Source organism: Polaribacter sp. WD7 (assembly GCF_003335085.1).
Lineage (GTDB): Bacteria > Bacteroidota > Bacteroidia > Flavobacteriales > Flavobacteriaceae > Polaribacter.
Genome location: NZ_QPEJ01000015.1, coordinates 150769 through 175274, shown reverse-complemented (window position 1 = coordinate 175274; position 24506 = coordinate 150769). Strand labels below are relative to the sequence as shown.

Annotated in this window: 23 protein-coding genes; 12 read left to right on the top strand and 11 right to left on the bottom strand. The window is 29.8% G+C overall.

The features are described 5' to 3' along the window. Positions 1-87 precede the first annotated feature (87 nt). Complete coding sequence (locus tag DUT90_RS03340; RefSeq protein ID WP_309477129.1) at positions 88-726, top strand: ATP-binding protein; 639 nt, start codon at positions 88-90, stop codon at positions 724-726. Beyond that, positions 723-1367 (top strand): response regulator transcription factor, encoded by a 645-nt coding sequence (locus DUT90_RS03335; RefSeq protein WP_114425362.1) that lies wholly within the window; start codon positions 723-725, stop codon positions 1365-1367. The genes DUT90_RS03340 and DUT90_RS03335 overlap by 4 nt, the downstream gene beginning before the upstream one ends. A gap of 76 nt (positions 1368-1443) precedes the next feature. On the opposite strand, the gene DUT90_RS03330 is transcribed toward DUT90_RS03335, so the two are convergent. Together DUT90_RS03330 and DUT90_RS03325 are read right to left on the bottom strand one after the other, a co-directional pair. Continuing rightward, entirely contained in the window at positions 1444-2853 is a 1410-nt protein-coding gene (locus DUT90_RS03330; RefSeq protein ID WP_114425360.1) for a DUF5689 domain-containing protein, read from the bottom strand. A gap of 13 nt (positions 2854-2866) precedes the next feature. Beyond that, positions 2867-5617 (bottom strand): TonB-dependent receptor, encoded by a 2751-nt coding sequence (locus tag DUT90_RS03325; RefSeq protein WP_114425638.1) that lies wholly within the window; start codon positions 5615-5617, stop codon positions 2867-2869. A 136-nt stretch (positions 5618-5753) separates the two neighbouring features. Here DUT90_RS03325 and DUT90_RS03320 point away from each other — a divergent pair, with 136 nt between their 5' ends. Further along, entirely contained in the window at positions 5754-6806 is a 1053-nt protein-coding gene (locus DUT90_RS03320) for an endonuclease/exonuclease/phosphatase family protein (protein ID WP_114425357.1), read from the top strand. 90 nt (positions 6807-6896) lie between these two features. Here DUT90_RS03320 and DUT90_RS03315 read toward each other — a convergent pair whose 3' ends face one another. Then, positions 6897-8435, bottom strand: coding sequence for an Rne/Rng family ribonuclease (locus tag DUT90_RS03315; RefSeq protein WP_114425355.1), 1539 nt, complete (start codon positions 8433-8435; stop codon positions 6897-6899). A gap of 286 nt (positions 8436-8721) precedes the next feature. Further along, positions 8722-9012: an HU family DNA-binding protein gene (locus tag DUT90_RS03310; RefSeq protein ID WP_114425636.1), complete on the bottom strand. Its 291-nt coding sequence runs from the start codon at positions 9010-9012 to the stop codon at positions 8722-8724. Positions 9013-9141: 129 nt separating this feature from the next. Here DUT90_RS03310 and mutY point away from each other — a divergent pair, with 129 nt between their 5' ends. From mutY to DUT90_RS03280, 6 genes are all read left to right on the top strand, one after another. After that, entirely contained in the window at positions 9142-10179 is a 1038-nt protein-coding gene (gene mutY, locus DUT90_RS03305; RefSeq protein WP_114425353.1) for an A/G-specific adenine glycosylase, read from the top strand. A gap of 96 nt (positions 10180-10275) precedes the next feature. Continuing rightward, positions 10276-10707 (top strand): single-stranded DNA-binding protein, encoded by a 432-nt coding sequence (locus tag DUT90_RS03300; RefSeq protein ID WP_114425351.1) that lies wholly within the window; start codon positions 10276-10278, stop codon positions 10705-10707. Between the two features lie 19 nt (positions 10708-10726). Beyond that, entirely contained in the window at positions 10727-12055 is a 1329-nt protein-coding gene (locus DUT90_RS03295) for a gliding motility-associated protein GldE (RefSeq protein WP_114425349.1), read from the top strand. 19 nt (positions 12056-12074) lie between these two features. Continuing rightward, the gene (gene gldD / locus DUT90_RS03290; protein ID WP_309477128.1) at positions 12075-12599 is read left to right on the top strand and encodes a gliding motility lipoprotein GldD; all 525 of its coding nucleotides are present in this window, start codon (positions 12075-12077) and stop codon (positions 12597-12599) included. A 94-nt stretch (positions 12600-12693) separates the two neighbouring features. Beyond that, positions 12694-14262, top strand: coding sequence for a hypothetical protein (locus DUT90_RS03285; protein ID WP_114425345.1), 1569 nt, complete (start codon positions 12694-12696; stop codon positions 14260-14262). A gap of 122 nt (positions 14263-14384) precedes the next feature. Then, a complete protein-coding gene (locus tag DUT90_RS03280) occupies positions 14385-15260 on the top strand; it encodes a DMT family transporter (RefSeq protein ID WP_114425344.1) in 876 nt (291 codons plus the stop codon). 18 nt (positions 15261-15278) lie between these two features. Here the strand turns inward: DUT90_RS03280 and DUT90_RS03275 are convergent, their stop codons facing one another. After that, positions 15279-16346 (bottom strand): hypothetical protein, encoded by a 1068-nt coding sequence (locus DUT90_RS03275; RefSeq protein WP_114425342.1) that lies wholly within the window; start codon positions 16344-16346, stop codon positions 15279-15281. A gap of 34 nt (positions 16347-16380) precedes the next feature. Then, positions 16381-17481: a DNA-processing protein DprA gene (gene dprA, locus DUT90_RS03270; RefSeq protein ID WP_114425340.1), complete on the bottom strand. Its 1101-nt coding sequence runs from the start codon at positions 17479-17481 to the stop codon at positions 16381-16383. 200 nt (positions 17482-17681) lie between these two features. On the opposite strand from dprA, the gene DUT90_RS03265 reads away from it, so the two are divergent. The 3 genes from DUT90_RS03265 (at position 17682) to DUT90_RS03255 (ending at position 19670) form a co-directional block, all read left to right on the top strand. Beyond that, positions 17682-18581: an SPOR domain-containing protein gene (locus tag DUT90_RS03265; protein ID WP_114425338.1), complete on the top strand. Its 900-nt coding sequence runs from the start codon at positions 17682-17684 to the stop codon at positions 18579-18581. Positions 18582-18661: 80 nt separating this feature from the next. Continuing rightward, complete coding sequence (locus DUT90_RS03260; protein WP_114425336.1) at positions 18662-19171, top strand: acyl-CoA thioesterase; 510 nt, start codon at positions 18662-18664, stop codon at positions 19169-19171. Between the two features lie 10 nt (positions 19172-19181). Then, positions 19182-19670 (top strand): mechanosensitive ion channel domain-containing protein, encoded by a 489-nt coding sequence (locus DUT90_RS03255; protein WP_114425334.1) that lies wholly within the window; start codon positions 19182-19184, stop codon positions 19668-19670. 55 nt (positions 19671-19725) lie between these two features. Here the strand turns inward: DUT90_RS03255 and DUT90_RS03250 are convergent, their stop codons facing one another. The 5 genes from DUT90_RS03250 to DUT90_RS03230 form a co-directional block, all read right to left on the bottom strand. Beyond that, positions 19726-20286 (bottom strand): type 1 glutamine amidotransferase domain-containing protein, encoded by a 561-nt coding sequence (locus DUT90_RS03250; RefSeq protein ID WP_114425332.1) that lies wholly within the window; start codon positions 20284-20286, stop codon positions 19726-19728. Between the two features lie 126 nt (positions 20287-20412). Beyond that, positions 20413-21534: a murein hydrolase activator EnvC gene (locus DUT90_RS03245; RefSeq protein ID WP_114425634.1), complete on the bottom strand. Its 1122-nt coding sequence runs from the start codon at positions 21532-21534 to the stop codon at positions 20413-20415. 113 nt (positions 21535-21647) lie between these two features. Further along, entirely contained in the window at positions 21648-22418 is a 771-nt protein-coding gene (locus DUT90_RS03240) for a DUF4292 domain-containing protein (protein WP_114425330.1), read from the bottom strand. Beyond that, entirely contained in the window at positions 22419-23399 is a 981-nt protein-coding gene (locus tag DUT90_RS03235; protein ID WP_114425329.1) for a lipopolysaccharide assembly protein LapB, read from the bottom strand. A 3-nt stretch (positions 23400-23402) separates the two neighbouring features. Next, positions 23403-24419, bottom strand: coding sequence for a sugar phosphate nucleotidyltransferase (locus DUT90_RS03230; protein WP_114425327.1), 1017 nt, complete (start codon positions 24417-24419; stop codon positions 23403-23405). Between the last annotated feature and the right edge of the window lie 87 nt (positions 24420-24506).

Sequence of the window (24506 nt, the reverse complement as noted above, 5' to 3'; positions counted from 1 at the left end):
TTAATTACCACTACTTTAATAATTGTCTTGGCAATTCTTTTAGTTATATTTTTATTTTCTATTTTTCAAAAAAGAAAAAATAAACTTTTGATAGAAAGAGAAGAAAGTAAAAAACGTTTTGAAAGAGAGATTGCAGAGACTCAAATAGAAATACGTGAAGAAACTCTAAGAAATATAAGCTGGGAACTTCATGATAACATTGGCCAGTTGTTAACGCTTGCTAAAATTCAGCTTCAAAGCGTAACTGATAAAAATATACATGAAGTTTCTGACACTATTTCTAAAAGTTTGACAGAAATAAGAGCTTTATCTAAATTGATAAACCCTGAGGCTATAAAAAATATCAATTTAAAAGAGGCTATTCAGTTAGAAATTGATCGTTTTAATCGCCTAAACTTTATAGCATCTTCGTTAATTATCAAAGGTACAGAACAAAAAATTAATAAAAAACATAGTATTATAATTTTTAGAATTTTACAAGAGTTTTTTTCGAATACTATAAAACATTCAAAAGCATCAGAATTAAAAGTAATTCTAGATTTCACAGAAAAAAACATTTTAATTTCTGCTTGTGATAACGGAATCGGTTTTGAAATAAACCAAAATAAAATTCAAGGCATAGGTTTACAAAACATTAAAAATAGAGCTAAATTGATTAATGCTGAGGCTACATTTTTATCAGAAAAAAACAAAGGCACAACACTTCATATTAGTTACAACTTATGACAAAATATTCGGCAGTAATTGTAGACGACCACACATTACTTTCGCAAGCAATTGCAACTATGGTAAATACTTTTGATAAGTTTAAAGTTTTATACACTTGTAAAAACGGACAAGAGCTTATTAATAAATTTACTTCTTCTCCTAAAAATATTCCAGATATTGTGTTGATGGACATTAATATGCCTATATTAAACGGAATTGAAGCTACAGAGTGGATTACAAAGCACTATAATTCTGTTCATGTCATGGCACTATCTGTAGAAGATGACAATGCAACTGTTTTAAGAATGTTAAAAGCTGGTGCTATAGGGTATCTCTTAAAAGATACTGATAAAGATGTGCTAGAAAAAGGCCTTTTAGAAACTGTAGAAAATGGTTTTTTTCATACAAAAAAAGTGACAACCCTTTTGTTAGAATCGCTTTCTGGAAAATCTGAAGAGACTGTTACTTTAAAGGAAAGAGAACTAACATTTATGAAATATGCTTGTTCTGAAATGACCTATAAAGAAATTGCAGATGAAATGTTTTTAAGCCCTAAAACTATTGATGGTTATAGAGACGTTTTATTTACAAAGTTAAATGTAAAAAACAGAGTTGGTTTGGTTATGTATGCTATAAAAAATAAAATCTACATACCTTAGTCTACATTTCTTTTTAAAATAAAAAACCACTGTATTTTATAATAGAGTGTTTTTTTATGATTATAATTTTTACAATTTAATTTCCTGTAACTTTAATATCATCTATATGATATCTTGTTTCTACTCCTCCATCTGCACCAAAATATTTAAATGCTACATGTATGTTTCCATTTAAACAAGATATATTTATTTTAGATTGAACAAAATCTCCAAAACCACCATCTCCAACAGGTACATTAGCATCTGTAAGTATCCAATTGGTAGTTGTAGGATCTCCAGTATAATTTTCGGTTACAAAAACCTCTAAGGCTTTTCCTGTTTCAAAATTTGAAAAAATTTGAAATGAAAGCTCTTCGTCAGTAGAATTATCTAAATTTATAGCAGGCGAAACCAACCAAGCATTTAGCGGTGATTCGTTAGTACCAAAAGCAGAAATTTTTAGATAAGAATTTCCACTAAATGCATTTCTTTCATATCGTTCTGAACCACCAGATACATTTATGTTGGTCCATCCCATATTATCAAGTTGTCTTTCATTTGTAATATTGTTAAAATTTTCTTCAAAAATAACGCTGCTGTCTGAAACCGTTCCTGTACACTCTAAAACTTCAGGATCACATCTTTCTCCTGTTTCCCTAATCTCATTTTTATCGTTTAAAACCAATATGATATCGATACCATTAAACGTTTTAGACACTACCGCATTTATAGTAAAACTTTTTGTAGGTAAAGGAGAGGATTTAAAACTAGAAAAAGAACTAGTTTCTATAGATATACTGCCTGCTGTTGTGCAACTTTGTATGGTTCTTCGAGTATCAAAACGCTCATCACTATCTGTAAAATTTTCTCCTATTAAACTTTTAAGAAATTGCGCGTTTTCTATTTGTATATACGTTCCTATTCTGGCATCATTTATATCTGAAATTTCAATTTTTTTAGGCACTAAGGTTTGCGTTTCTACAGACCTAAAAATAAAATCGTCTATATCAGACAATATGATATCATCAACTGTATTTCCATTATCTCTACCAATAGTTATTACACCATCACCAGATCTTACTTCTCCTATAAATAATCCTTTTAATTTAATATAAATTTTTCTACCTAAATTAAATTTATTGTAAGTATCATTTAAATTCAAAACAACTTTTATTCCTGATTCCGCTGCTTCAAAACGATCTTGAATAAAAATTTCTCTAAAAAAATTACCTGTTCTGTCTGAAGAAGATACATAACCAATTAAAACTAAATCAGATGTAATTTCTGTTGCTGCTCCTGGAACAAAAACCTTTTTAAGTCCGCTTACAGATATAGAGTCTAATACCCCATTAGGGTTGTTAATTTCTGCTTCAATTTTAACTACCTCTTGATTTTCTGTAGTATTTAAATCTTGAGGTATTTCAAAATCAGCATCCTCTACACAAGATTTTAGAGAAATAAAAACCCCTAAAGCTAATAAAATGATGAGTAATTTATTTATTTTCATAATTCTTTATTTTTTAAAATCTGAAGTTTACATTTAAAAAGTATGTTGTACCTCTACCATACCAATACCTATTTCCAAATATTGGGTTATCTAAGGCTTTATCGTTTCTTAATTGTCTAAAATTGGCATTTCTACCTTGCTCAAAACCACCAGATCTATATTCTTTATTTAATAAGTTATTAACTGTAGCAAAAATGCTTACAAATTTATCTCCTATCTTCCATGATTTACCTCCTACCAGATTTACAACCATATAGTCTTTAAAACGTTCTTGTTGTAACAATACTCTGGCTAAAACTGGATCGTAATCTGTAAATGGAAGTCCGTCTGTGTCTTCATAAAAGTTTGCAGACCTATTTAATGGCGCTACATCTACAAAAGTATCTGCAAAAAAGTTTGTTGTTGCTCCTATCCACCAATAATCTGGATCTCTATATTCAAAACCAACTGAGAAAGCTTGTTGTGGTCCTGAAGCTATTCTAAGGTTTTTAAGAAGCGATACATAATCTTTTGATCTAAAATCGCTATCAAAACCTCCAACATTAGCCACATCAGAAGTTAAGTATAAATCAGGGTTATTTGCATAGGTAAACTGCCCTATAGAAGCAGCTGCTTTTAAGGTAATTGTTGGTGTAATTTGAGCTTCTATACCCACCTCTAAACCCATATGTCTTTTGGCTATACCAGAAAGTACTTCTTGTACAAATGCTGTATTATCACCACCTATTCCATCAGCAAAAAAGAAAGAAATTTCTGTTGCATCTTGTATGTTTGTATAATATCCTGTAATTCTAGAAATGACTATTGGACTTCTTAAAATGTAGCTAATATCTGAGGTGAAAATTTTTTCACTCTCTATATTTTCTACAGTATTGTTGTTTTCTCTAACATTTGAAAAAGAATTTCTAATTGTAGGGGCATTAGTTAAGTAGCCCACATTTGCATCTATAATATGACGTCCTGTAATTTTATATGTTATACCCCCTTTTATACCGTAATTAGTAAAGTTTAATTTTTCTGAACGCCCTAAAGAATTATTTTCAAATCGTCCATTTTGATACAAACCTTCTCTTTGATGACTTGTTTGAGATAGACTTAAAGCCGTATAAAAATCAACCTTTTTATATTTAAATTGAGTCTGTACAAAGGCATTAGCAATATCAGAATCTAATGTATAATTGTATCTAAATTTGTCTCCAACCCCAACCACTCTGTTAGGGTTTAAAAGATTGTTCTGTTTTTTTATCTCTGTATCTGCAAAAGGATTTATATCTAAATAACCATTTCCGCCTAATACATCTATCACCTCTGCAAAAGCGCTAGAACGCAATTGTCTATATTCTATTTTAGCATTTAAAGTGATGTTATCTGTGAGAACCGAATTTAAAATACTATTAAAGGTAAATTGTTTATCGTCATTTCTATCTTCATACAACACAAAAGCGTCGCTTACTCCTGCATTTCTATTGGTTATATTGGCGTCAAAAAAGCGATTCCAATCTAACTGACCTTCATTAATAAACGTTTCTCTTGCTTTAAAAGCACTTTCAAAATCGTTATTTTGTAAAAAGAAACTTGGTAGGGTTTGATAATATGAAGGGCTTGGGTTTGCCCCTCCGTTAAAATCTATACGACTATTGCCTATTTGACCAAATTGATATGAGATGTTGTTTTGTAAGGTTGTATTTTCTGAAAAATTCCAGTAATGATTAAGCATTAAAATGGGTTCTATAACTTCTTTTATTCTAGAATTTATTCTTTTTCCGTTTAGATACCCCCAATAATCATTGTAGCGTATCCCCTTTAAGTCGAATACTTCTTGTGTGTTTGGTGATGATTTACCTCTTCTGTTAGGTGCAAAAATTCCTGTAAAATTTAGACTGTGAGTATCATTCCATTTTTTATCTACAGCAGCAAATAAAGAATATGCATTATAGGTTGTTCCTTCATTAAACCCTTCTAGACCTGATCTTCTACTTCCAGAGAATACGAACGCCCAACCACCATTTAAAATACCTGTAGAATGCGTTGCCATAACTCTATGTACATAACTTCTATTTGATGAAGCGTAAGAAACCCTAGTTCCTGCTCTTTGTTCTGATGCTCTAGTGTTCATATTTGTAGAACCTAAAACACCACCAAATGTAAAACTAGAGGGTGCTAATCCATTGCTAAATTCTTGATTTCTTAGCACATCATTCAATCCTCCCCAATTACTCCATTGTGCTCTTCCATCTAAAAGCTTATTCATTTCTACACCATTTATTAGTACTTTACCATTACCAGAATCTAACCCTTTTATCCTGAAAAAGGAAGCGCTAAACTCAAAAGCAGCGGTTCTTAAAAAAACATCTCTAGTAGCTTGTAATAAACCCGAAATATTATCAGCAGCACTTGCATCATCATTTAATTCGTCATCTGTAATGGTAATTAAACTCAAATCTTGATCTTCTGCAATATCATGATATAAAGGTATTTGCCCTAAATCTATTGTGTTTCCATTAATTTCTACAGGAAAGTTTTGGGTTTCATATGTCTTTGCAGAAATTTGCAAAATATAACTACCATTAGATAAATTTTTGATACTAAAACTTCCATCTGCATTGGTCTTTAATTTTATAGTTGTATTGATGACAGATACTAAAACATCTACTAAAGGTTTTTCAGAATCTGCATCTACAACAATTCCTCTTACTCTGTACTGTGATAACATTCCATAGACAGAAAACAGCGTTAGAAACACTGCAATGAAATTTTTTTTCATGTATGTTGATTTGCAATTTTTTTTTTTAAGTTTCATAGAAACCTGTTTCAAATTTAATAATTTTTAATATGAAATAGAAATTATATTATTCTGACATCTATATTGTTTTATAAATTTGTTTTCAAATTAAAATTCTATGAAAAAAAATCCTACTTTACTTTTTGTGTTTTTAATGGCTTCTCTATGTTCTTTCAGCCAAAAAAAAGGCAAGCAATACAATATAAGAACCGTTGCTTTTTACAATCTTGAAAATTTGTTTGACACCATTAATGATGTTACAAAAAACGACGAAGCAAGCCCTATTATGGAGTTGAAATCTAATAGGTCTAAAGTATACTGGGATAAGATTGACAAACTAGCCAGTGTAATTTCGAAAATTGGTTTAGATAAGGCAAAAACTAGTCCAGCAATTATTGGTGTAGCCGAAGTAGAAAACCTCAGTGTTTTAGAAGATTTAATAGCCTCTAAACATTTAGTTCAGAAACGTTATGGAATTATACATTATGATTCTCCAGATAAAAGAGGTATAGATGTTGCTTTATTATACCAAGAAAGGTATTTTAAACCTATTCATCATGAAGCTATTAATCCTAATATTTATAGGAACAATAGAAAAGTATACACAAGAGATCAACTCTTAGTTTCTGGTTATTTAGATAATGAATTGATTCATATAATTGTAAACCACTGGCCTTCTAAAAGGGGTGGTACTAGCAGTATTCCTCTTAGAGAAAAAGCAGCATATGAAAACACAAAAATAATAGCTCAAATAAGAGAAAAAGATGCTGATGCAAAAATTTTAACGATGGGAGATTTTAATGATGACCCTATTGAATCTAGTTTAAAAAAGGTTTTAAAAACTAAAGAAAAAAAGAAAAATTTAAAAGAAGGAGATCTTTACAACCCTTATGAAGAAATGTTTAAAAGAGGATTAAATACTGGTGCTTATAGAGATAATATAAGTTTATTTGATCAAATTTTGATATCATCATCTTTAGTAGATACAGGAAAGAAAGACTATTCTACATATAAAATGTTTAGAGCTATGATTTTTAACAAGCGTTTTATGATGCAAGCAAACGGTCAATACAAAGGTTATCCTTTACGCAGCTTTTCTAACGGGGGTTATACTGGCGGGTATTCTGATCACTTTCCTGTATATATATACTTAATTAAAGAGAAAATTTAGCTAACAAAAAGTCTATTATAAACAACAAAACCCTGTAACTTTTAAGTTACAGGGTTTTTTGATAAAAAATTATTGCCTTTACATTACAGTTTAAGCTCTGTTTTTAACTGCTTTGAATCTATAATATAAGTATGTGTAAGCGTCACGAGGTATAATTGTAATCCACTTTTTGTGTTTTAAATACCATTTAAAACGTATAGAGTTTACTCCTTTTGTTAAATAAGCAGCTATAAAAGGATGTACGTGTAATTGTATCTTTTTATTTTCTTTAGAGTTTGACATAAATTTCTCTAAATCTGCTTCAATTTTGTCTAACAAAACGATTGGAGCTTCTACTTGTCCATTTTTATTTGGATTGTCTTCGGTAGTTTTTATACTCAACTCTGGTCTTACCCTTTGTCTTGTAATTTGTATCAATCCAAATTTACTTGGAGGTAATATTTTGTGCTTTGTTCTATCCAAAGCCATTTGCTCTTTTAAATGCTGATACAGTTTGTTTCTGTTTTCAGATTTGTGCATATCAATAAAATCTACTACAATTATTCCTCCCATGTCACGCAGTTGTAACTGTCGTGCAATCTCGGATGCTGCAATTAAATTTACTTCTAATGCCGTTTCTTCTTGAGAGCCTGCTTTGTTAGAACGGTTTCCACTGTTTACATCTATAACATGCAACGCTTCTGTGTGCTCTATTACCAAATAAGCACCCTTACTCATAGAAACTGTTTTTCCGAACGATGTTTTAATTTGTCTTTCTATACCATATTTTTCAAAAATTGGTACTTGAGATCTGTGTAATTTTACAATATTTTCCTTTTCAGGATAAATCTCTTGCAAATACTCTTTAATCTCTAATTTTAAACTATCATCATTAGTAACAATGTTAGTAAAAGATTCGTTCATTACATCTCTTAAAATAGAAGATGCTCTATTTAATTCACTTAAGATTTTGGTTGGTGTATTTGTATTTGCAATACGTTTACACATTGTTTTCCATCTATCTAAAGAGTTTTGTAAATCTTTATCTAATTCTGCTACTTTTTTACCTTCTGCAACAGTTCTTAAAATAACTCCAAAACCTTTAGGTTTAATACTTTTTGCTAATCTTTTTAAACGTTCTTTTTCTTTTGGGTCTGCTATTTTTTGTGAAACAGAAACTCGGTTAGAAAAAGGAACTAAGACCAAAAATCTACCTGCTATAGACAACTCTGAACTTAATCTAGGTCCTTTTGTAGAAATTGGTTCTTTTACAATTTGTACCAATAGGTTTTGCCCTGTTTTTAGTACTTCATTAATACTACCGTCTTTGTTAATGTCGTTTTCCTTTTGGAAATTTTTTAAAGTGAATTCTTTATACTTACCTGTGCTTACTTTCTTAATGAATTTGTTTAATGAATTTACTTGCGCCCCTAAATCATGATAATGTAAAAAGCCATCTTTTTCATAGCCTACATTTACAAAGGATGCATTTAAACCCGTTAACACTTTTCCTATTTTGGCTAAAAAAATATCGCCAACAGAAAATTTATTATCGGTTGTTTCATTATTTAATTCAATAAGTTTTCCATCTCTTAATAAGGCAAAATCAATATCAGATGAATTTGAACGAATTATTAATTCTGTTTTCATGCTGAAAATGGTTTTAACACTGCACTGTATTGTGCAGATGGATTATTATTGTCAGGTATTTATAATACCGTACGAGGTTAGTTTAACCTCTATGTCAATGAACTTTTTTGTTTTCGCTAAACTATAAACGAAAAAGTAAGCGATTGCTTACTTTTTCTTGTGTCTATTTGCTCTAGCTCTTTTCTTTCTTTTGTGTGTAGAGATCTTAGCTCTCTTTCTTTTTTTACCACTTGGCATAATGTTCCGTTGTTTTGTAAACCTTTTAAGGTTTAGATTAATGTTTTTATTACTTAACCGCTACTTTACTTTTTACTCCTTCTGTAAAAGTTTTTGCTGGTTTAAAAGCTGGAATGTTGTGAGCAGGAATTTTAATAGTAGTATTTTTAGAAATATTTCTACCTGTCTTTTCTGCTCTTGTTTTGATAATAAAACTACCAAAACCTCTTAAATAAACGTTATCACCATTTTCTAATGCATCTTTAACCTCAGCCATAAATGCTTCAACAGTTGCCAAAACATCTGTTTTTTCAATTCCTGATTTGTCTGAAATTTTTGATACGATATCTGCTTTCGTCATGTCTATATTTTTATTATTTAATTTCAAAAATGCGGATGCAAATATATGATAATTAATCAATTCCAAAAATAATAAAGAGTAAAATTATATGAATTTTATAACGTAATTTCGCAATTCTATTTTTTAATAATGACTTTTTCTAACACTCTCATAAACTGGTATTTACAAAACAAAAGAGAATTGCCTTGGCGCAAAACTAAGAACCCTTATTTTATTTGGTTAAGCGAAATCATGCTACAACAAACAAGAGTTGCTCAAGGTTTGTCTTATTATTTGAAATTTACCACCACTTTTCCGACTGTTTTTGACCTTGCTAAAGCTGATGAAAGTACCGTTTTAAAAATGTGGCAAGGTTTAGGGTATTACTCTCGTGCAAGAAACTTACATTTTACTGCCAAATATATTGCAAATGAGTTAAATGGAGTGTTTCCAACAACGTATACAGAAATTATTAAACTAAAAGGCATAGGGGATTATACAGCTGCTGCAATAGCATCTTTTAGTTTTGATGAACCAAAAGCGGTTGTAGACGGAAATGTATACCGTGTTTTATCTCGCTATTTTGGTATTGATACTCCAATTAATTCATCCGCAGGAATTAAAGCGTTTAAAACATTGGCAGATTCTCTACTACACAAAAAGGATCCTGCAAACTACAATCAGGCTATAATGGAGTTTGGTGCAATACAATGCAAACCTAAAAATCCTTTGTGTATGTTTTGTCCGCTTGCGGATAGTTGCGTTGCTTTACAAAAAAATACAGTTGAAAAACTGCCTGTAAAGGAGAAAAAAATCAAAATAAAAAAGAGATACTTTAATTATATTGTGATAAAAACAGATGATAATAAAACCATTTTATCTGAACGAAAAGGGAAAGGAATATGGCAAGGTTTATATCAATTTCCGCTAATTGAGAGTAATAAAATTATTGACATGAATGATTTGGCGGCAACTCAAGAGTTTCAAAATTTATTTCCAGAAGAAACTACAGTTTCATTATTCAATAAAAAAGAAATTGTACACAAATTATCTCATCAACATTTATACACACAATTTTGGATTGTAGAAATAAAAAGATTAAAAGCCGCAAATACGCAATGGTCTAGGGTAGAAAAATATCCTGTTCCTGTACTTATTGCTAATTTTTTGAATTTGTATCTCTCTTAAAAAGTAATCGATATTTTTATTACTTTTGATATAGATATTCTAAACATCAGTTCTTCTGTTTTTTGAATTGATAAGTTAAAAATTGTATCACAAATTATGGCAGGAACAATAAATAAAGTAATTTTAATAGGTAACTTAGGTGATGATGTGAAAATGCATTATTTTGATGATCAAAATTGTGTTGGTCGTTTTCCTATTGCTACAAGTGAAAGTTACACAAACAAGCAAACGGGAGAAAAAATAACCAACACAGATTGGCATAATATTGTGGTACGAAATGGTTTGGCTAAAGTATGTGAAAAGTACTTGACCAAAGGAGATAAAGTTTATGTAGAAGGAAAGTTAAAAAACCGTCAATGGGAACAAGATGGTGTAAAACGCTATGCTACTGAAGTTCAAGTTTTAGAAATGACAATGTTAAGTACCAAAAAGAATGCTGAAAGTTCTAATATACCTCAGCAAAAACAACCTCCTGTTGCAGAATCTAAACCTAATGCAACAGAAGAAAATGATGATTTACCTTTTTAAATAATCTAAATTATTCAGCTTGGATCCAGATCCTGAACCTTTATTTATTTTCTTAGCCAACATAGATTTTTTAACAAGTCTTAACCTTATTGCGCTTATTTTTTTACTTATAAGTTCTGCATTAGTATCTGGAGCAGAAGTTGCATTTTTCTCACTCTCTCAGACAGATTTAAATGAACTCTCCAACAACGGAAAAGAAGAGAATGTTGTTGTTCAATTATTAGATAAACCTAGAAAATTACTAGCTACAATACTTATTACTAATAATTTTATCAATATTTTAATTGTACTGTTATTTGCATCATTATCAGATACTTTATTCAGTGATTTTGATTATCATTTTAACTTTTACTTCTTTAGTACTTCTGTTAGATTTCTGATAGAAATTGTTTTGGTTACCTTTTTAATTTTATTATTTGGAGAGGTTTTACCTAAAGTTTATGCTTCTAGAAACGCATTGCGTTTTTCTAAAACCATGTCTAAATTTATACATAGTATTAACATTTTACTTACCCCTTTTAGTTTACCTCTAATTACAATAACCAAGTGGATAGAAAACAGATTGGGTAATAAAAATTCTAATTTTTCCGTAGAAACTTTATCTCAAGCATTAGAGCTTACCTCTGAAGGCGCAACAACAAAAGACGAACAAAAAATATTAGAAGGAATTGTTAGTTTTGGAAACACAGAAACGGTTCAAATCATGAAACCGCGTATTGATATTTTTGCACTTTCTGATGAAGAGACCTACGAAACAGTTCTTCAAAAAATTCTTGAAAACGGATACTCAAGAAACCCTGTTTACAAAGACAATATAGACAATATTATTGGTGTTTTATACGCTAAAGATTTACTTGCTCATCTAAATAAAAAAGCGTTAAAATGGCAAAACCTAATACGTGAACCCTTTTTTGTGCCTGAAAACAAAAAGCTAGATGACTTACTGGGCGATTTTAGAGAGAAAAAAAACCATTTGGCTATTGTGGTAGATGAGTACGGGGGTACAAGTGGTTTGGTTACTTTAGAAGATGTTATTGAAGAGATTGTTGGAGATATTAATGACGAATTTGATGATGATGATTTGTCTTATTCTAAAATTGATATTAACAACTATATCTTTGATGGTAAAACCACAATAAAAGATTTTTGCAGAGTTTTAGATGATGAGGATGAAGATATTTTTGAAAAAGAAAAAGGAGAAAGCGAAACTTTAGCTGGTTTTTTACTAGAAATTTCTGGGAAGTTTCCCAAAAAAGGAGAGAAAATAAACTTCAAGAATTATACGTTTACTATTGAAGCTTTAGACAAAAAACGTATAAAACAAGTAAAAGCCACTAGAAATGCGTAATCTTTACATACTCTTTTTTTTGACAATAATTTTAGGTTGTAACGATGCTATTTTACCAAAACCTAAAGGATATTTAAGTTTAGAATATCCTAAAAAATCGTATCAAAAACTAAGTATAGAAAGACCTTATTTTTTTGAAATTGCATCTAATGCTAAAGTTATAAAGGACACTAATAATTGGTTAAAAATTAAGTATCCTAATTTAAAAGCCTCTATAGATATAACCTACAGACCTGTAGAAAATAACTTGAAAGAATTACTAACCGAAGCAGAAAAATTGGTTTTTAAACACACTGTTAAAGCAGAACAAATTATACCTAAAGATTTCGTGAATCCTGACAAAAGAGTTTTTGGAAGCCTCTATGAAATTACAGGTAATGCCGCTTCTCAGCTTCAATTTCATCTGACAGATAGTACTTCACATTTTATAAAAGGAAGTTTGTACTTTTACGCAAAACCCAATTACGATTCTATTTTACCAGCTATTTCTTATCTTAAAAAAGATATTTTACATTTAATAGAAACGCTAGAGTGGACAAAGTAGGTAGATATCCCTGTTTTTATAAAACATAAGCAAAACTGGTTTATAAATTTATACTTTTGTAATAACCTTAGTTTACTAACCAAACTTATTTATTATGAAAAAAAATATTATTTACTGCCTATCTATCAGTATTTTATTGTGTTTATTTTTGGCTTGCCATAAAGGCAAAAAAGTAATTCTAATACCTGAATATACAATTTTAGTAGACTCTACAAACAATAGTAATGCACCTACTTTACAATCTTTTGCTCACGGAGTTTATAAAGGAAAATGGTTATTATTTTCTGGAAGAACTAATCAAAAAGATGATAACGGAGGACTTCATGACATGACAAAAAAAAGTGATTATTCTGAAGAATCCTTTCCTCCGCCTTCTTATAATGAAAACATTTATGTTTACAATCCTGCAAAAGATAGTATTGGAAGTATTTCTATTGATGAAATGATTGGAGTAGTCATAGAGAAATATCCTGAATACAATTTAGATACTTTAGCTAAATATAAAACTGTTTTTAAAAATACGAATCCGCTTGTAAAACAAGTAGGAGACTATTTATTTGTTATTGGTGGTTATGGCCCTTTAGATTTTAACAACCCTAGCAATGGTTACATTACTTACAATCATATTGCAAAAATTCACATTCCGTCACTTATCAACCTTATAAGAAAAGATTATGCCAAAGTAAATAGTGATAAATTATTTGCTTTTGCTCAAAACAAAGACTTAGTAAGTACAGGTGGAGAACTACATTATATTGGCGGAAACACAACTAGTGCAGGAACTTTTTACTTGGCTGGAGGTCATAACTTTGGTAAATCTGCTCCTAATTTTTCTAACGGTCAAAAATACTTAGATGCTGTATATCCATTTGGTATAGGACCTAAGCTAATTAATAAAGATACTATAAAACATGCTCTATCTATTAGCTTAAATTCATCTATCTCAGATGTAAGCGATCCTAACGGAACTTCTTCTGACAACAACTCTATTTTTAGAAGAAGAGACGGCCCCATTACCCCATCTTTGTACTTTAACTCTTTAGAACAAAGATTAGAAGAAAGTATTGCCTTTTACGCTGGTGTTTTTAAACCTGGAGAGGATTTAGAAGCGTGGAATGATGCAATTTACATTCATCCAAATTGGGCAAACAACAATAATAAACTGTATACTTATGACTCAACATACAATCAAAAAAACTACAATGTTTATTCTTGTCCGAGTGTAGTAGCATATGACGATTCTACAAAAATTTTACATACCTTTTTATTGGGCGGAATTGGAGATGGCAACACAAGTAAAGAAGTACGTTTGTCTGGTTTTACAAATACTGGTTTACATATTCAATTGCCAGTTGATAGTAGCCCATTAAAAAGCACAAATAGTGTTTTTAGTCAAAATATTTTTAGAGAATCTAGTACAAACACTAAACCTTATCATGGTGCAGAAGCAATTTTCTTTCCTGCTTCATCATATACAAGTACTCAAGTATCTCCAGATATTTTAGATGTTAGCTCTACTTTTTCTGGCAAAGATAAAACAGTTGAAATAGGTTATATTTTTGGAGGAATTGAAGCTTTTGATTCTCACCCAGGAACTTACGGAACCACAAAATCTAGAGCTTCCAACACGGTTTGGAAGGTAGCTTTACAAAAACAGTTTTAAAATCAAATTAATACTCTTAATAAGGTAGCTCAACTAAATAGTTAGCTACCTTTTCTTATTTTATTCTCTTAATTATTCCGCTTTGGGGCTTCATTTTTGATTACTTTTGTCAAAATTTTAAAATGCAAAATAACCACACCAAAAACTTAGCATTTCTACTTTTAGCTACGCTTTTTATAAGCACATCTGGTGTTTTAGGTAAATACATTGCAATGCCTCCAGAAGCTATTATTTTATTTAGAGCGTTATTTGCAGCTGCATTTATTTATCTGTTTTGTAGAATAAAAAAGATTGATTTATCTATACACTCTAAAAAAGATAAACTCTCGTTTTTAATTGGCGGTTTTTTTATGGGCGCGCATTGGGTAACCTATTTTTATGCTCTTAAACTTTCTAACGTTGCTATTGGAATGTTATCTATGTTTACTTTTCCTGTAATGACGGCTCTACTAGAACCCTTTTTTTCAAAACAAAAGTTAAATGGAGTACATGTACTCTTAGCACTTTTAGTTTTATTAGGCGTTTACTTTTTAGTACCCAATTTTTCTATAGAAAATGATGAAGCAAAAGGGATTCTATTGGGTGTTTTTTCTGCCTTGTGCTATTCTCTAAGAAATTTAATTACCAAAAAAAGTGTTACAAATTATAATAGTAGTGCAATTATGCTTTTTCAATTAATTATTGTTTCTGTTTTATTATTGCCTGTTCTCTTTTTTAGTGATATTTCTAATTTTAACAGTCAGTTCCCATTTTTACTACTTGTTGCTTTGTTAACTACTGCTATTGGGCATACAATGCTGGTTAACTCGCTGCAAAACTTCTCCGTTTCTACGGCTAGTATTATAGGTAGTATTCAGCCAATTTTTGGAATTATCATTGCTTATATTTTTATCAATGAAATTCCGAACAAAAACACATATATAGGTGGTAGTTTAATTTTGCTTACTGTTGTCATAGAAAGTATTAGAAGTAAGAAATCATCAAAACAAACAAAATAAAAATAATTTAGATGGCTGTTAAAACAATTCTTTATTACTGATATCTAAATAGTTGCGCTTTACAAAAGCAAGAATTGTTTCTAAAATCTCTCCCATATTTTCACACTTTTTAAACGCTACATCACCCACATAGGCAATTAAGTCTTTTTTAAGTTGCTCTACATTTTTATGAAAAGAAATATTGTCTTTCTTCATACAATTAATCAGCCTCTCTGTCCTGTTAGGTAGAGTGATCATCCTTTTGGCAATAAAAGAACGTTCTTCAATCTTATATTGCTCTATAGAGCTGTTTTGCAACTTTCTGCCCACCATCTCTACCATATTAAAGTTCTCTTTCATAAACTGAAGATTGTATACTTTAAGGCTACCTTCAAAAGATTGCTGATCAAAATCTATAGCTCTTATTTTATAAATAATCTGGTCAAAATCATGAATCGGAGTAATAACATAATTGTAAGACCTCATGTCTCCCAAAAGCCGAATCATACATCTTTCTTTAAATTTCACAAACTCCTTTGCAATTTGAGATTTTTCTGTACTAGAGCAGTTTGGTAAAATATTTTTAATAAAATCGTCTCCTGGAATTCCAGAGATATGCTCTTCTATTAAAGTGTCTTTATAAACTAGATAATTGATGGTATAAGGAGACAAAATATGTTCTAATTCTAAACCATAAACACGAGAAGCATCAGCTTTTTTTACGTAAAAGTAGGTGAAATTATCATTTAAAATATTTCTGATTTTTATTCTAAAGGGTTTCGAATTTCCAAACGTACAATAATCAATAGCATCTACATTTAAAAACGGAATGGTGTTGTCATTTCCATCAGAATGTAAAATGGTATAAATCTTTTTTAGACTATTATCTATTTCTTCTCTATCCCATTCAGAATAGTATGTTCTTATCCAAAGTGTATCTATATCATTTTTATCATAGACAGATACTGAGCCTTGAAAACGCAACAAATCGTTATACAAAATATTAATTTTTGTACTTCTTTTATACTTTGTTAAAAAAGTGTTTAACTCTTCGCTAATAGGAAAAGTGGGTTTTTTTTTTGAAATTAATTTTTGCTTAGTTGACATTTTACAGACTGATCTTTCACAAAAATAGGGATATTTAGAAGATTTCAAACATCTTTCCTGGTAAAGGTTTTAGAACACCTTTTAACTCCATTTGCAATAAAATTGAAGATAATTGATAATTAGGGATGTTGCTTTTTAGTGCAATAATATCTATTAATAAAGCTCCTTGTTCTTTTAAAATGTCATAGATTTTTTGTTCATTTTCATCTAAATCTACAAATAATTCTTTTTGTATTGGTGTAGATTTTTCTTGAAGATCCCAATTTAGCATTTTAACCAAATCTGAAGCAGAACTTAGCAAATGTGCCTTGTTATTTTTTATAAGACTGTTGCATCCTTTACTATATACATCTGTAACTCTACCAGGAACAGCAAATACATCTCTACTATAAGAATTGGCAATATCTGCGGTGACTAATGAACCTCCTTTAGATGCAGATTCTATTATTATTGTAGCTTCAGAAATACCCGCTACTACTCTATTTCTTTTTAGAAAATTTTCTCTTAATGGGTTTTCATTACTCCAAAACTCAGTTAAAAAACCTCCTTTTTCGTTAACTTGATGTATGTATTTCTTGTGTATTTTAGGGTAAATCTGCTCAAATCCATGTGCTAAAACAGCTATGGTTTGTAATTTGTTTTGTATTGCTGCTTTGTGAGCACAAATATCTACACCATAAGCAAATCCGCTAACAATTATTGGATCATAAGTTGCAAGTTCATCAATCAATTGGTTACAAAATGTCCTTCCATAAGAACTTATATTTCTTGTGCCAACGATAGAAATTATCTTTCGGTTAGAAAAATCTAAATTTCCATCTTTAAACATCAATATTGGGCTATCAATACAATTTTGCAAATGTTTTGGATAGTCATTTTCTAAAAAATAAGTGTATTCAATTTTTTTATTTTGAATATATTTTAATTCTTCTTCTGCTAAATGTATGTTTTTCTTATCAAAAAGATGTTTTAATGTATTTGCTCCAATACCGTTAATTTTTTGCAAAAAAGCAGGTTTCTCATTAAATACATCTTCTGCACAACCTACATTAGCAATAAGTTTTTTAGCTAAAATATCTCCAATAGCTTTAGATTTTTGCAGTCTTAAAACAGCAAGTAATTCTTTTTCTTTCATTTCATAACAATTAACAACAATGTACAAATATTTGTAAAAAATCTAAAAAAATAAACAATGTAAGTCGTATATCTGTTTTAAGTTTGATTTTCAATACACTAGGATGTCATTTGTTTTTCATGTTTATATATTTAAAAATTTGTGAATAAATTTTTTATAATTTTATGCTATCCTATTAGTATTTTTTTAATTTTGTTATAATGACAATAGCTAACTATATTAACGATTTATTGTACAGATACGATTGTGTAATTGTACCTGATTTTGGAGGTTTTATAACCAATCGAATTGGCGCAAAAATAAATACAGAAAACCATTCTTTTTATCCGCCAACAAAACAATTAATGTTTAATAGCCATTTAAAGCATAACGATGGTTTATTAGCCAATTATATTGCTTCTTCAGAAAATATTTCTTTTGAAAAAGCAGCTACAGCTATCTCTTTATGTGTAATAAAGTGGAAAAATGAGTTACAATCTTCTTCTATTCATATAGATAATATTGGTATGTTATCCTTAAACGAAGAAAAGCAATTGGTTTTTGAACCTAATACCGCTAATAACTATTTAACTGCTTCATTTGGTCTTGCTTCTTTTGAATCTTCTAGTATTTCTAGAGCAACCAATAGTAAGCTAGTAGTACCGATTCTTCAAAAAGAAGAGAAAAAAGGAGTGCCTGCATTTATAAAATACGCTGCTACAGCTGCTATTTTACTAACTTTAGGTTTCGTTAGTTATAATGGTTATGACAACTATCAAGAGGAACAACATTTTGCAAATCAACAAAAAGCTTTAGAAAAAAAAATTCAGACTGCAACTTTTGTTATCTCTAATCCTTTACCAACTTTAGAATTAAATGTTTCTAAAGAAATTTCTAAACCTTTTCATGTAGTTGCTGGTGCTTTTCAATATGTAGAAAATGCAGAAAAAAAGGTTAAAGAATTAAAAGCTAAAGGGTACGACTCAAAAATTATTGGCACCAATAAATGGGGTTTAACTCAAGTAAGTTTTAACAGTTACAGTAACAGATATAAAGCTACAAATGAATTGTATAAAATTCAAGATACAGTTTCTAAAGACGCTTGGTTGTTAATTAAGTAATTTTAAAATATACTTTTTCTTTTCAAATATTTTAACTTCACTTTTACATAAGTGATACTTATCTTTGCAGAAAATATTTGATGGAAGCAAAAACACCTTCAGAATCTTTAACGATTCTCACAGACCTTGTTTTACCTGGTGAAACTAATTACTTAGACAATCTTTTTGGTGGTGAACTTTTGGCAAGAATGGATAGAGCATGCAGTATAGCTGCTAGAAGACATTCTAGAAGAATTGTAGTAACAGCCTCTGTAAACCATGTTGCTTTTAATAAATCTGTACCGGTAGGAAGTGTAGTTACTATTGAAGCAAAAGTTTCTAGAGCGTTTACAACCTCTATGGAAATTTATGTTGATGTTTGGATAGAAGACAGACAATCGCTTTCTAAAACCAAAGTTAATGAGGGTATTTATACTTTTGTAGCAGTTGATGAAACAGGAAAGCCAGTTGTTATTCCTCAAATTATTCCCAAAACTAAGTTAGAAAAAGAGCGCTTTGATAGTGCCTTGCGCAGAAAACAACTCAGTTTAGTATTGGCTAATAAATTAAATCCTGATGAAGCCACTGAGTTAAAGGCTCTATTTAGTTAAATTAAATATTATGTTTTTAGACAATCACAAATTAATACTTTCTGTAGCAATTTTTGTTGTTGCTATTCTTTTGCGTTTGTTGATTACAAACTCTTTACGAAAAATACAAGCAAAATTTGGCTTTCAAAAATCTAGAATAATTGTTACCAATAAAGTTATAAGCGTAGTCATTTACGTTACTTCATTTATTATAATTGCTTTTATTTGGGGGGTTAGCGAAGAACAATTGCTATTATTTATCTCCTCTTTTTTAACCGTTTTAGGTATTGCTTTTTTTGCACAATGGTCTATTCTTTCTAATATTACTGCTGGTATTATACTTTTTATAAATTACCCTGTAAAGATTGGAGACACGATAACTATTATGGAAAAAGACAACGATATTATTGGAGAAATAAAAGATATTGGAGCTTTTTTTATAACACTAAAAACAAAAGAGGGTAAACATATCAGTTTACCCAATTCAATGATTCTTCAAAAAATGATTAAGTATCAATAAAAAAAGTGTGGGTAAACCCACACTTTTTTTATTGATACTTCTAATAGCTATAATATTAGACAGTTTGTTCTTCATGTTTCCCTTCGTAAACCTCTTCTACCAATTTTGAGTTAAATGCTGGTAAATCATCTGGCTTTCTACTTGTTACAAGACCTGAATCTACAACTACTTCTTCATCTCTCCAATTTGCTCCTGCATTTATAATGTCTGTTTTAATTGAGCTAAATGAGGTAACTTCTCTTCCTTTTAACACACCTGCTTCTGCTAACAACCATGGTGCATGACAAATAGCCGCTACTGGTTTATGATGATCAAAAAATGAACGCACAAAATCTATCGCTTTTTCTTCTCTTCTCAACAAATCAGGATTTATAACTCCTCCCGGTAGAACCAATGCATTGTAATCATCTTGAGTAACTTCATTTAAAGTTTTGTCTACCTGATATTTTTTTCCCCAGTCTCCATCTGCCCAAGACTTGATTTCTCCAGGTTGTAAAGATATAATATCAACATCTGCGCCTGCTTCTTCTAATGCTCTTTTAGGTTCTCTTAATTCGCTTTCTTCAAAACCATTTGTTGCTAAAATTGCAACTTTCTTTCTATTCAAATTTTCCATTTGTAAAAATTTTTATTCATTACATGGTCAAGATTTTCTTAACCTCATTACAAAGCTAAAGAAGATGAAAGTAATCTTTTAATGCATATGATACTACAATTAACACAAATGATACTTTAAAAAATTTTATCTTTTCAAAATCCAAGAAGATGGATTTAAACGTGTGGTATTTTTAAATAGAACAAATATTAATTTCGTTTTTTTAGAGACTTTATCCGTAAAAATTTGCCCTAATTCTTGCCCTGTCTCTACAGCATCTCCTTTCTTTACAAAGGATTTCTCAAGGTTATTATATGAAGAAATATAATTACCATGCTGTATTAATACATTTCTTCTTCCTTCTGAGTTCACCAAGACATTCAAAACTTTTCCGTTAAAAATAGCTTTAGCACTATTGCCTGTTTTAGTTACAATATGCAAACCTGTTCCGTTTACAGTTATTCCTGGAAAAGTTGGATGGGGTTGATTGCCAAAACGTCTTACAATTAAACCTTCATCTACAGGCCAAGGCAGTTTTCCTCTATTCAATTCAAATTTTGCTGCCAAAGCTTTGGCTTCTGGACTTAGTAAAAACTCATTTTTTTTAACTGTATTTCCCTTAGATTTTAATTTTTCTTTTGCAATTCTATTGGCTCTAGCAATTTCTTCTCTAATAAGTTTATCTATTCTTGCAGTAATTTTTTTCTCTTCTTTAATCTTTTTCTGAAGATCTCTTTTGTATTTACTTTCTCGCTTCTTTATGGTAGATATTAGATTCTCTTGCTTCTTCTTATCTGTTTCTATCTGCTCTTTCTGTTCTTTTTCGGATAGAATTAAAGTGTCTTTTACTCTTTTTTGATACGCTAAAGAATCATTTAATTTTTGGATAATTTTTGACTGAATCGTAATTTCTTCACCCTGTTTTTTTCTAAACCTAGTGTACTGTTTCATGTACTCTAAACGCTTATAAGCTTGGTAGAAATTTTTAGAAGACAATAAAAACATAAACCTACTTTGTTGCGATTTACTTTTGTATGATTTAAAAATCATATCAGCATAATCTTTTTTTAAATCGGCTAATTTTTTATTAAGCTGTTGTATTTCAGATTCGTTTTTAGTAATTTCTTTAGATAAAATTGTGGCTTCAGAATTAATGGTTGCAATAAGTTTTTCTCTTAAATCTATTTTTTTGTTGATATCTTTTAAATCCTCTAATGCATTTTTTTCTTTTTTCTGTTCTTTAAACAACAAGTTGTTTACTTGCTTCATTTCTAAATTCAGTTTTTTACGCTGTGCTTCTAACTGTTTTCTAGTCTGAGCAGATATAGAAAAAATACAGATAAATACAAATGCAACCGATATGTAAAAATATTTTTGAATCACTATAACTTTAACTCTTTATATCCATTAGGTATTGTAAAAGGGGTTTCAAAATCAGTATCAAACGCTACAGATTTTAGAAAAAAATTTACATTTGTAAACCTATTAGCTTGTTTTGCTTTGATTTTGATTGTAGCAGGAAAAAGAACATTATCTATCAAACTATAAGAAGGATAAGTAACATCTAATCGCTGATTCTTTAAAGGGTTTACTATAGATTGATTGTCTAATTTAAAGTGTGTAGGATTTACAGCAAAGAAAATAGCAAATATATGTGCTTGTATTTCTGGAGACAAAATATAAGAATTGTCTTTAATAATAACATTTTGTTTTTGTTCTTTGACATTTAATACAGATTGACCCAGTAATAGATTTTGAAGTTGTTCAAAATTAATATCTACTCCTAGGATTTTTTTTAACATGTTAAAATCTCCTTCAAAATAATTCTTTGCAAATGGTGAATAATAGCTAACTGATGTTGGCGTTATTTTAGCTTTAAAAACAGTAATAAACTTAGTCCCTTTTAACCAAATAACCTCATCTTTTTTCATTCGTAAACTCACAGAAATACTTTGTTTTACTTTTCCGTTATTAAAATTTGCTTTTAACTTCGCATTTACAGATTTTTTATCAAAATTAGCGGCAACATGTTTTCTAGCTACTTTTTTAGCAGACATATTTCTGACTATTTCTTTAACATCGGTAACATTTTTTTTTGATTTACAAGATGTAAATATCAATGTAAAAACAAGAAAATATTTTATAAATTTCATTTAGCTTTTTACTTTTTTTGACTTTTCTAAGAATTTTTTTTCCTCTTCCAATTTACCCAAACCTTTGTAAGATATTGCCATTTCTTTGTAAAAACTGGCTTCCATATCGTCTTCAATAACAAAATCGATACCACTCTTTAGTACTAACAATGCTTTTTGATAATTTTTTTGACCATTTAAGGCTTTCGCTTGTACCAAATATACATAAGGTTGTGCAGGAAAAAGTGCGATACCTTCTGCAGAATATCTTAGTAGCTCTTCTTTATTGTTTATAGAAGCATCTAAAATCTGCTTTAAAACAACATAGGTTTTATTAGATTTAAACTGTTCTTTTAAAGATGTAGAATCAAGTAACGTATTCTTTTTTACTACCTTTTTTTCTCTTCGATTTTCTAAATTAGTTTTGAGCTTTTTTAGATTTGAAGACAACGCATTTTTAGACTCCATTTCATCCATCAATAAAATTGCTTTATCGTAATCGCTATCATACAAATACAATTGTATTAGAAACTCTTTTTCTTCAATATTTTTTTCAATCAATTTTTGTTGATTGGTTATAGCTTCTTTGTATTCTCTTTTTTTTATTTGAATTTTAATCAAATGCTTTAACATCCAAACATTTTTAGGTTCTTTTTGTAAAGCTCTGTTTATATATTCTTTAGCAAGCAACATTTTATGAAGCTCAAAATAGTTTTTAGAGAATTCAAAAAATACAGTAGCATCATTTTCTAAAATTTGATTACAACTTTCTAAATTCTCTATTGCTTTCTGATGATTTCCTATTGATTTTTCTGACAAAGCTTTAAAGAAAAACTGTTGAAATTGTAATTCTTTTTCTTCTGTTAAATCTTTTGCAGCAGGAATACTATCTTGTCCAAAAAATTGAATAGTGGTTAGCATAAATAACAAAACCAAAAGAGACAATTTAGAATACTTTACTTGTCTTTTTTGGTTGTTTTCTTGTTTTATTATGCTAAACATACGTTAGGTTAATTCAGTATAATCACCAATACTTACAGAAGTATATTTTGCATTATATTTTGCATGATTACCAATCATTGCATTATCTAGAGTAGCGTTAGAGATTTCTACGTTGGTTTGAATTAGAGAATTTTTTATTGTAGAATTATGAACAACACTATTTGCACCAATAGAAACATATGGTCCTATTTTACTATCATTAAAAACTACGTTTTCTCCAATAAAACAAGGTTGTATTATTTCAGAATTATTTAAAACTACATTACTCGCTACTAAGTTATTACCCACAGCCGCTTCAAATCCCAAAACTTGTTTATTGGTATCTACAGTAGGGTCTTTTTTACCGCAATCCATCCAAGCATTCACCTTTCCTGGAATAAATTTCGCTCCTTGTTGTTTCAAAGATTCTAAAACATTAGTTAATTGGTACTCTCCATTTTCTCTTAAATCATTATCTATTAAATGTTGAATTTCTTCACGAACTTTCTCACCATCTTTAAAATAATAAATACCTATAATTGCTAAATCTGATACAAAATCTTTTGGTTTTTCTACAAAATCTGTAATGTAACCATCTTTTAATTTTACAACCCCAAAAGCACTAGGATCGTCCACTTGTTTTACCCAAATTGCACCGTCTGCATTAGCATCTAACTTAAAATCTGCCTTAAATAAGGTATCTGCAAAAGCAACTACACATGGTCCACTCAAAGACTCTTTTGCACAAAAAATAGCATGAGCTGTTCCTAATGCTTCTTCTTGAACATAAACCGAACCTTTAGCTCCTAATTTTTCTGCGATCTTTATCAATTTATCTGAAGTATCAGAAGGAAAACCTTTAGCAGCAGGACCAATAATAAATGCAATCTCTTCAATCTTTTGATCTACAACAGAACTGATGTCTTCTACTAAACGTTGCACAATTGGTTTTCCTGCAATTACTGTTAAAGGTTTTGGTATGGTTAAGGTATGAGGTCTTAAGCGAGACCCAATTCCTGCCATTGGCACTATTATTTTCATGTCTAAGTTTTAGTTCTTATTATGACGCAATATACTATTAATAAAAAGATTCTAAAAATTTAGTATCTATTAATACTAACGGTTTTC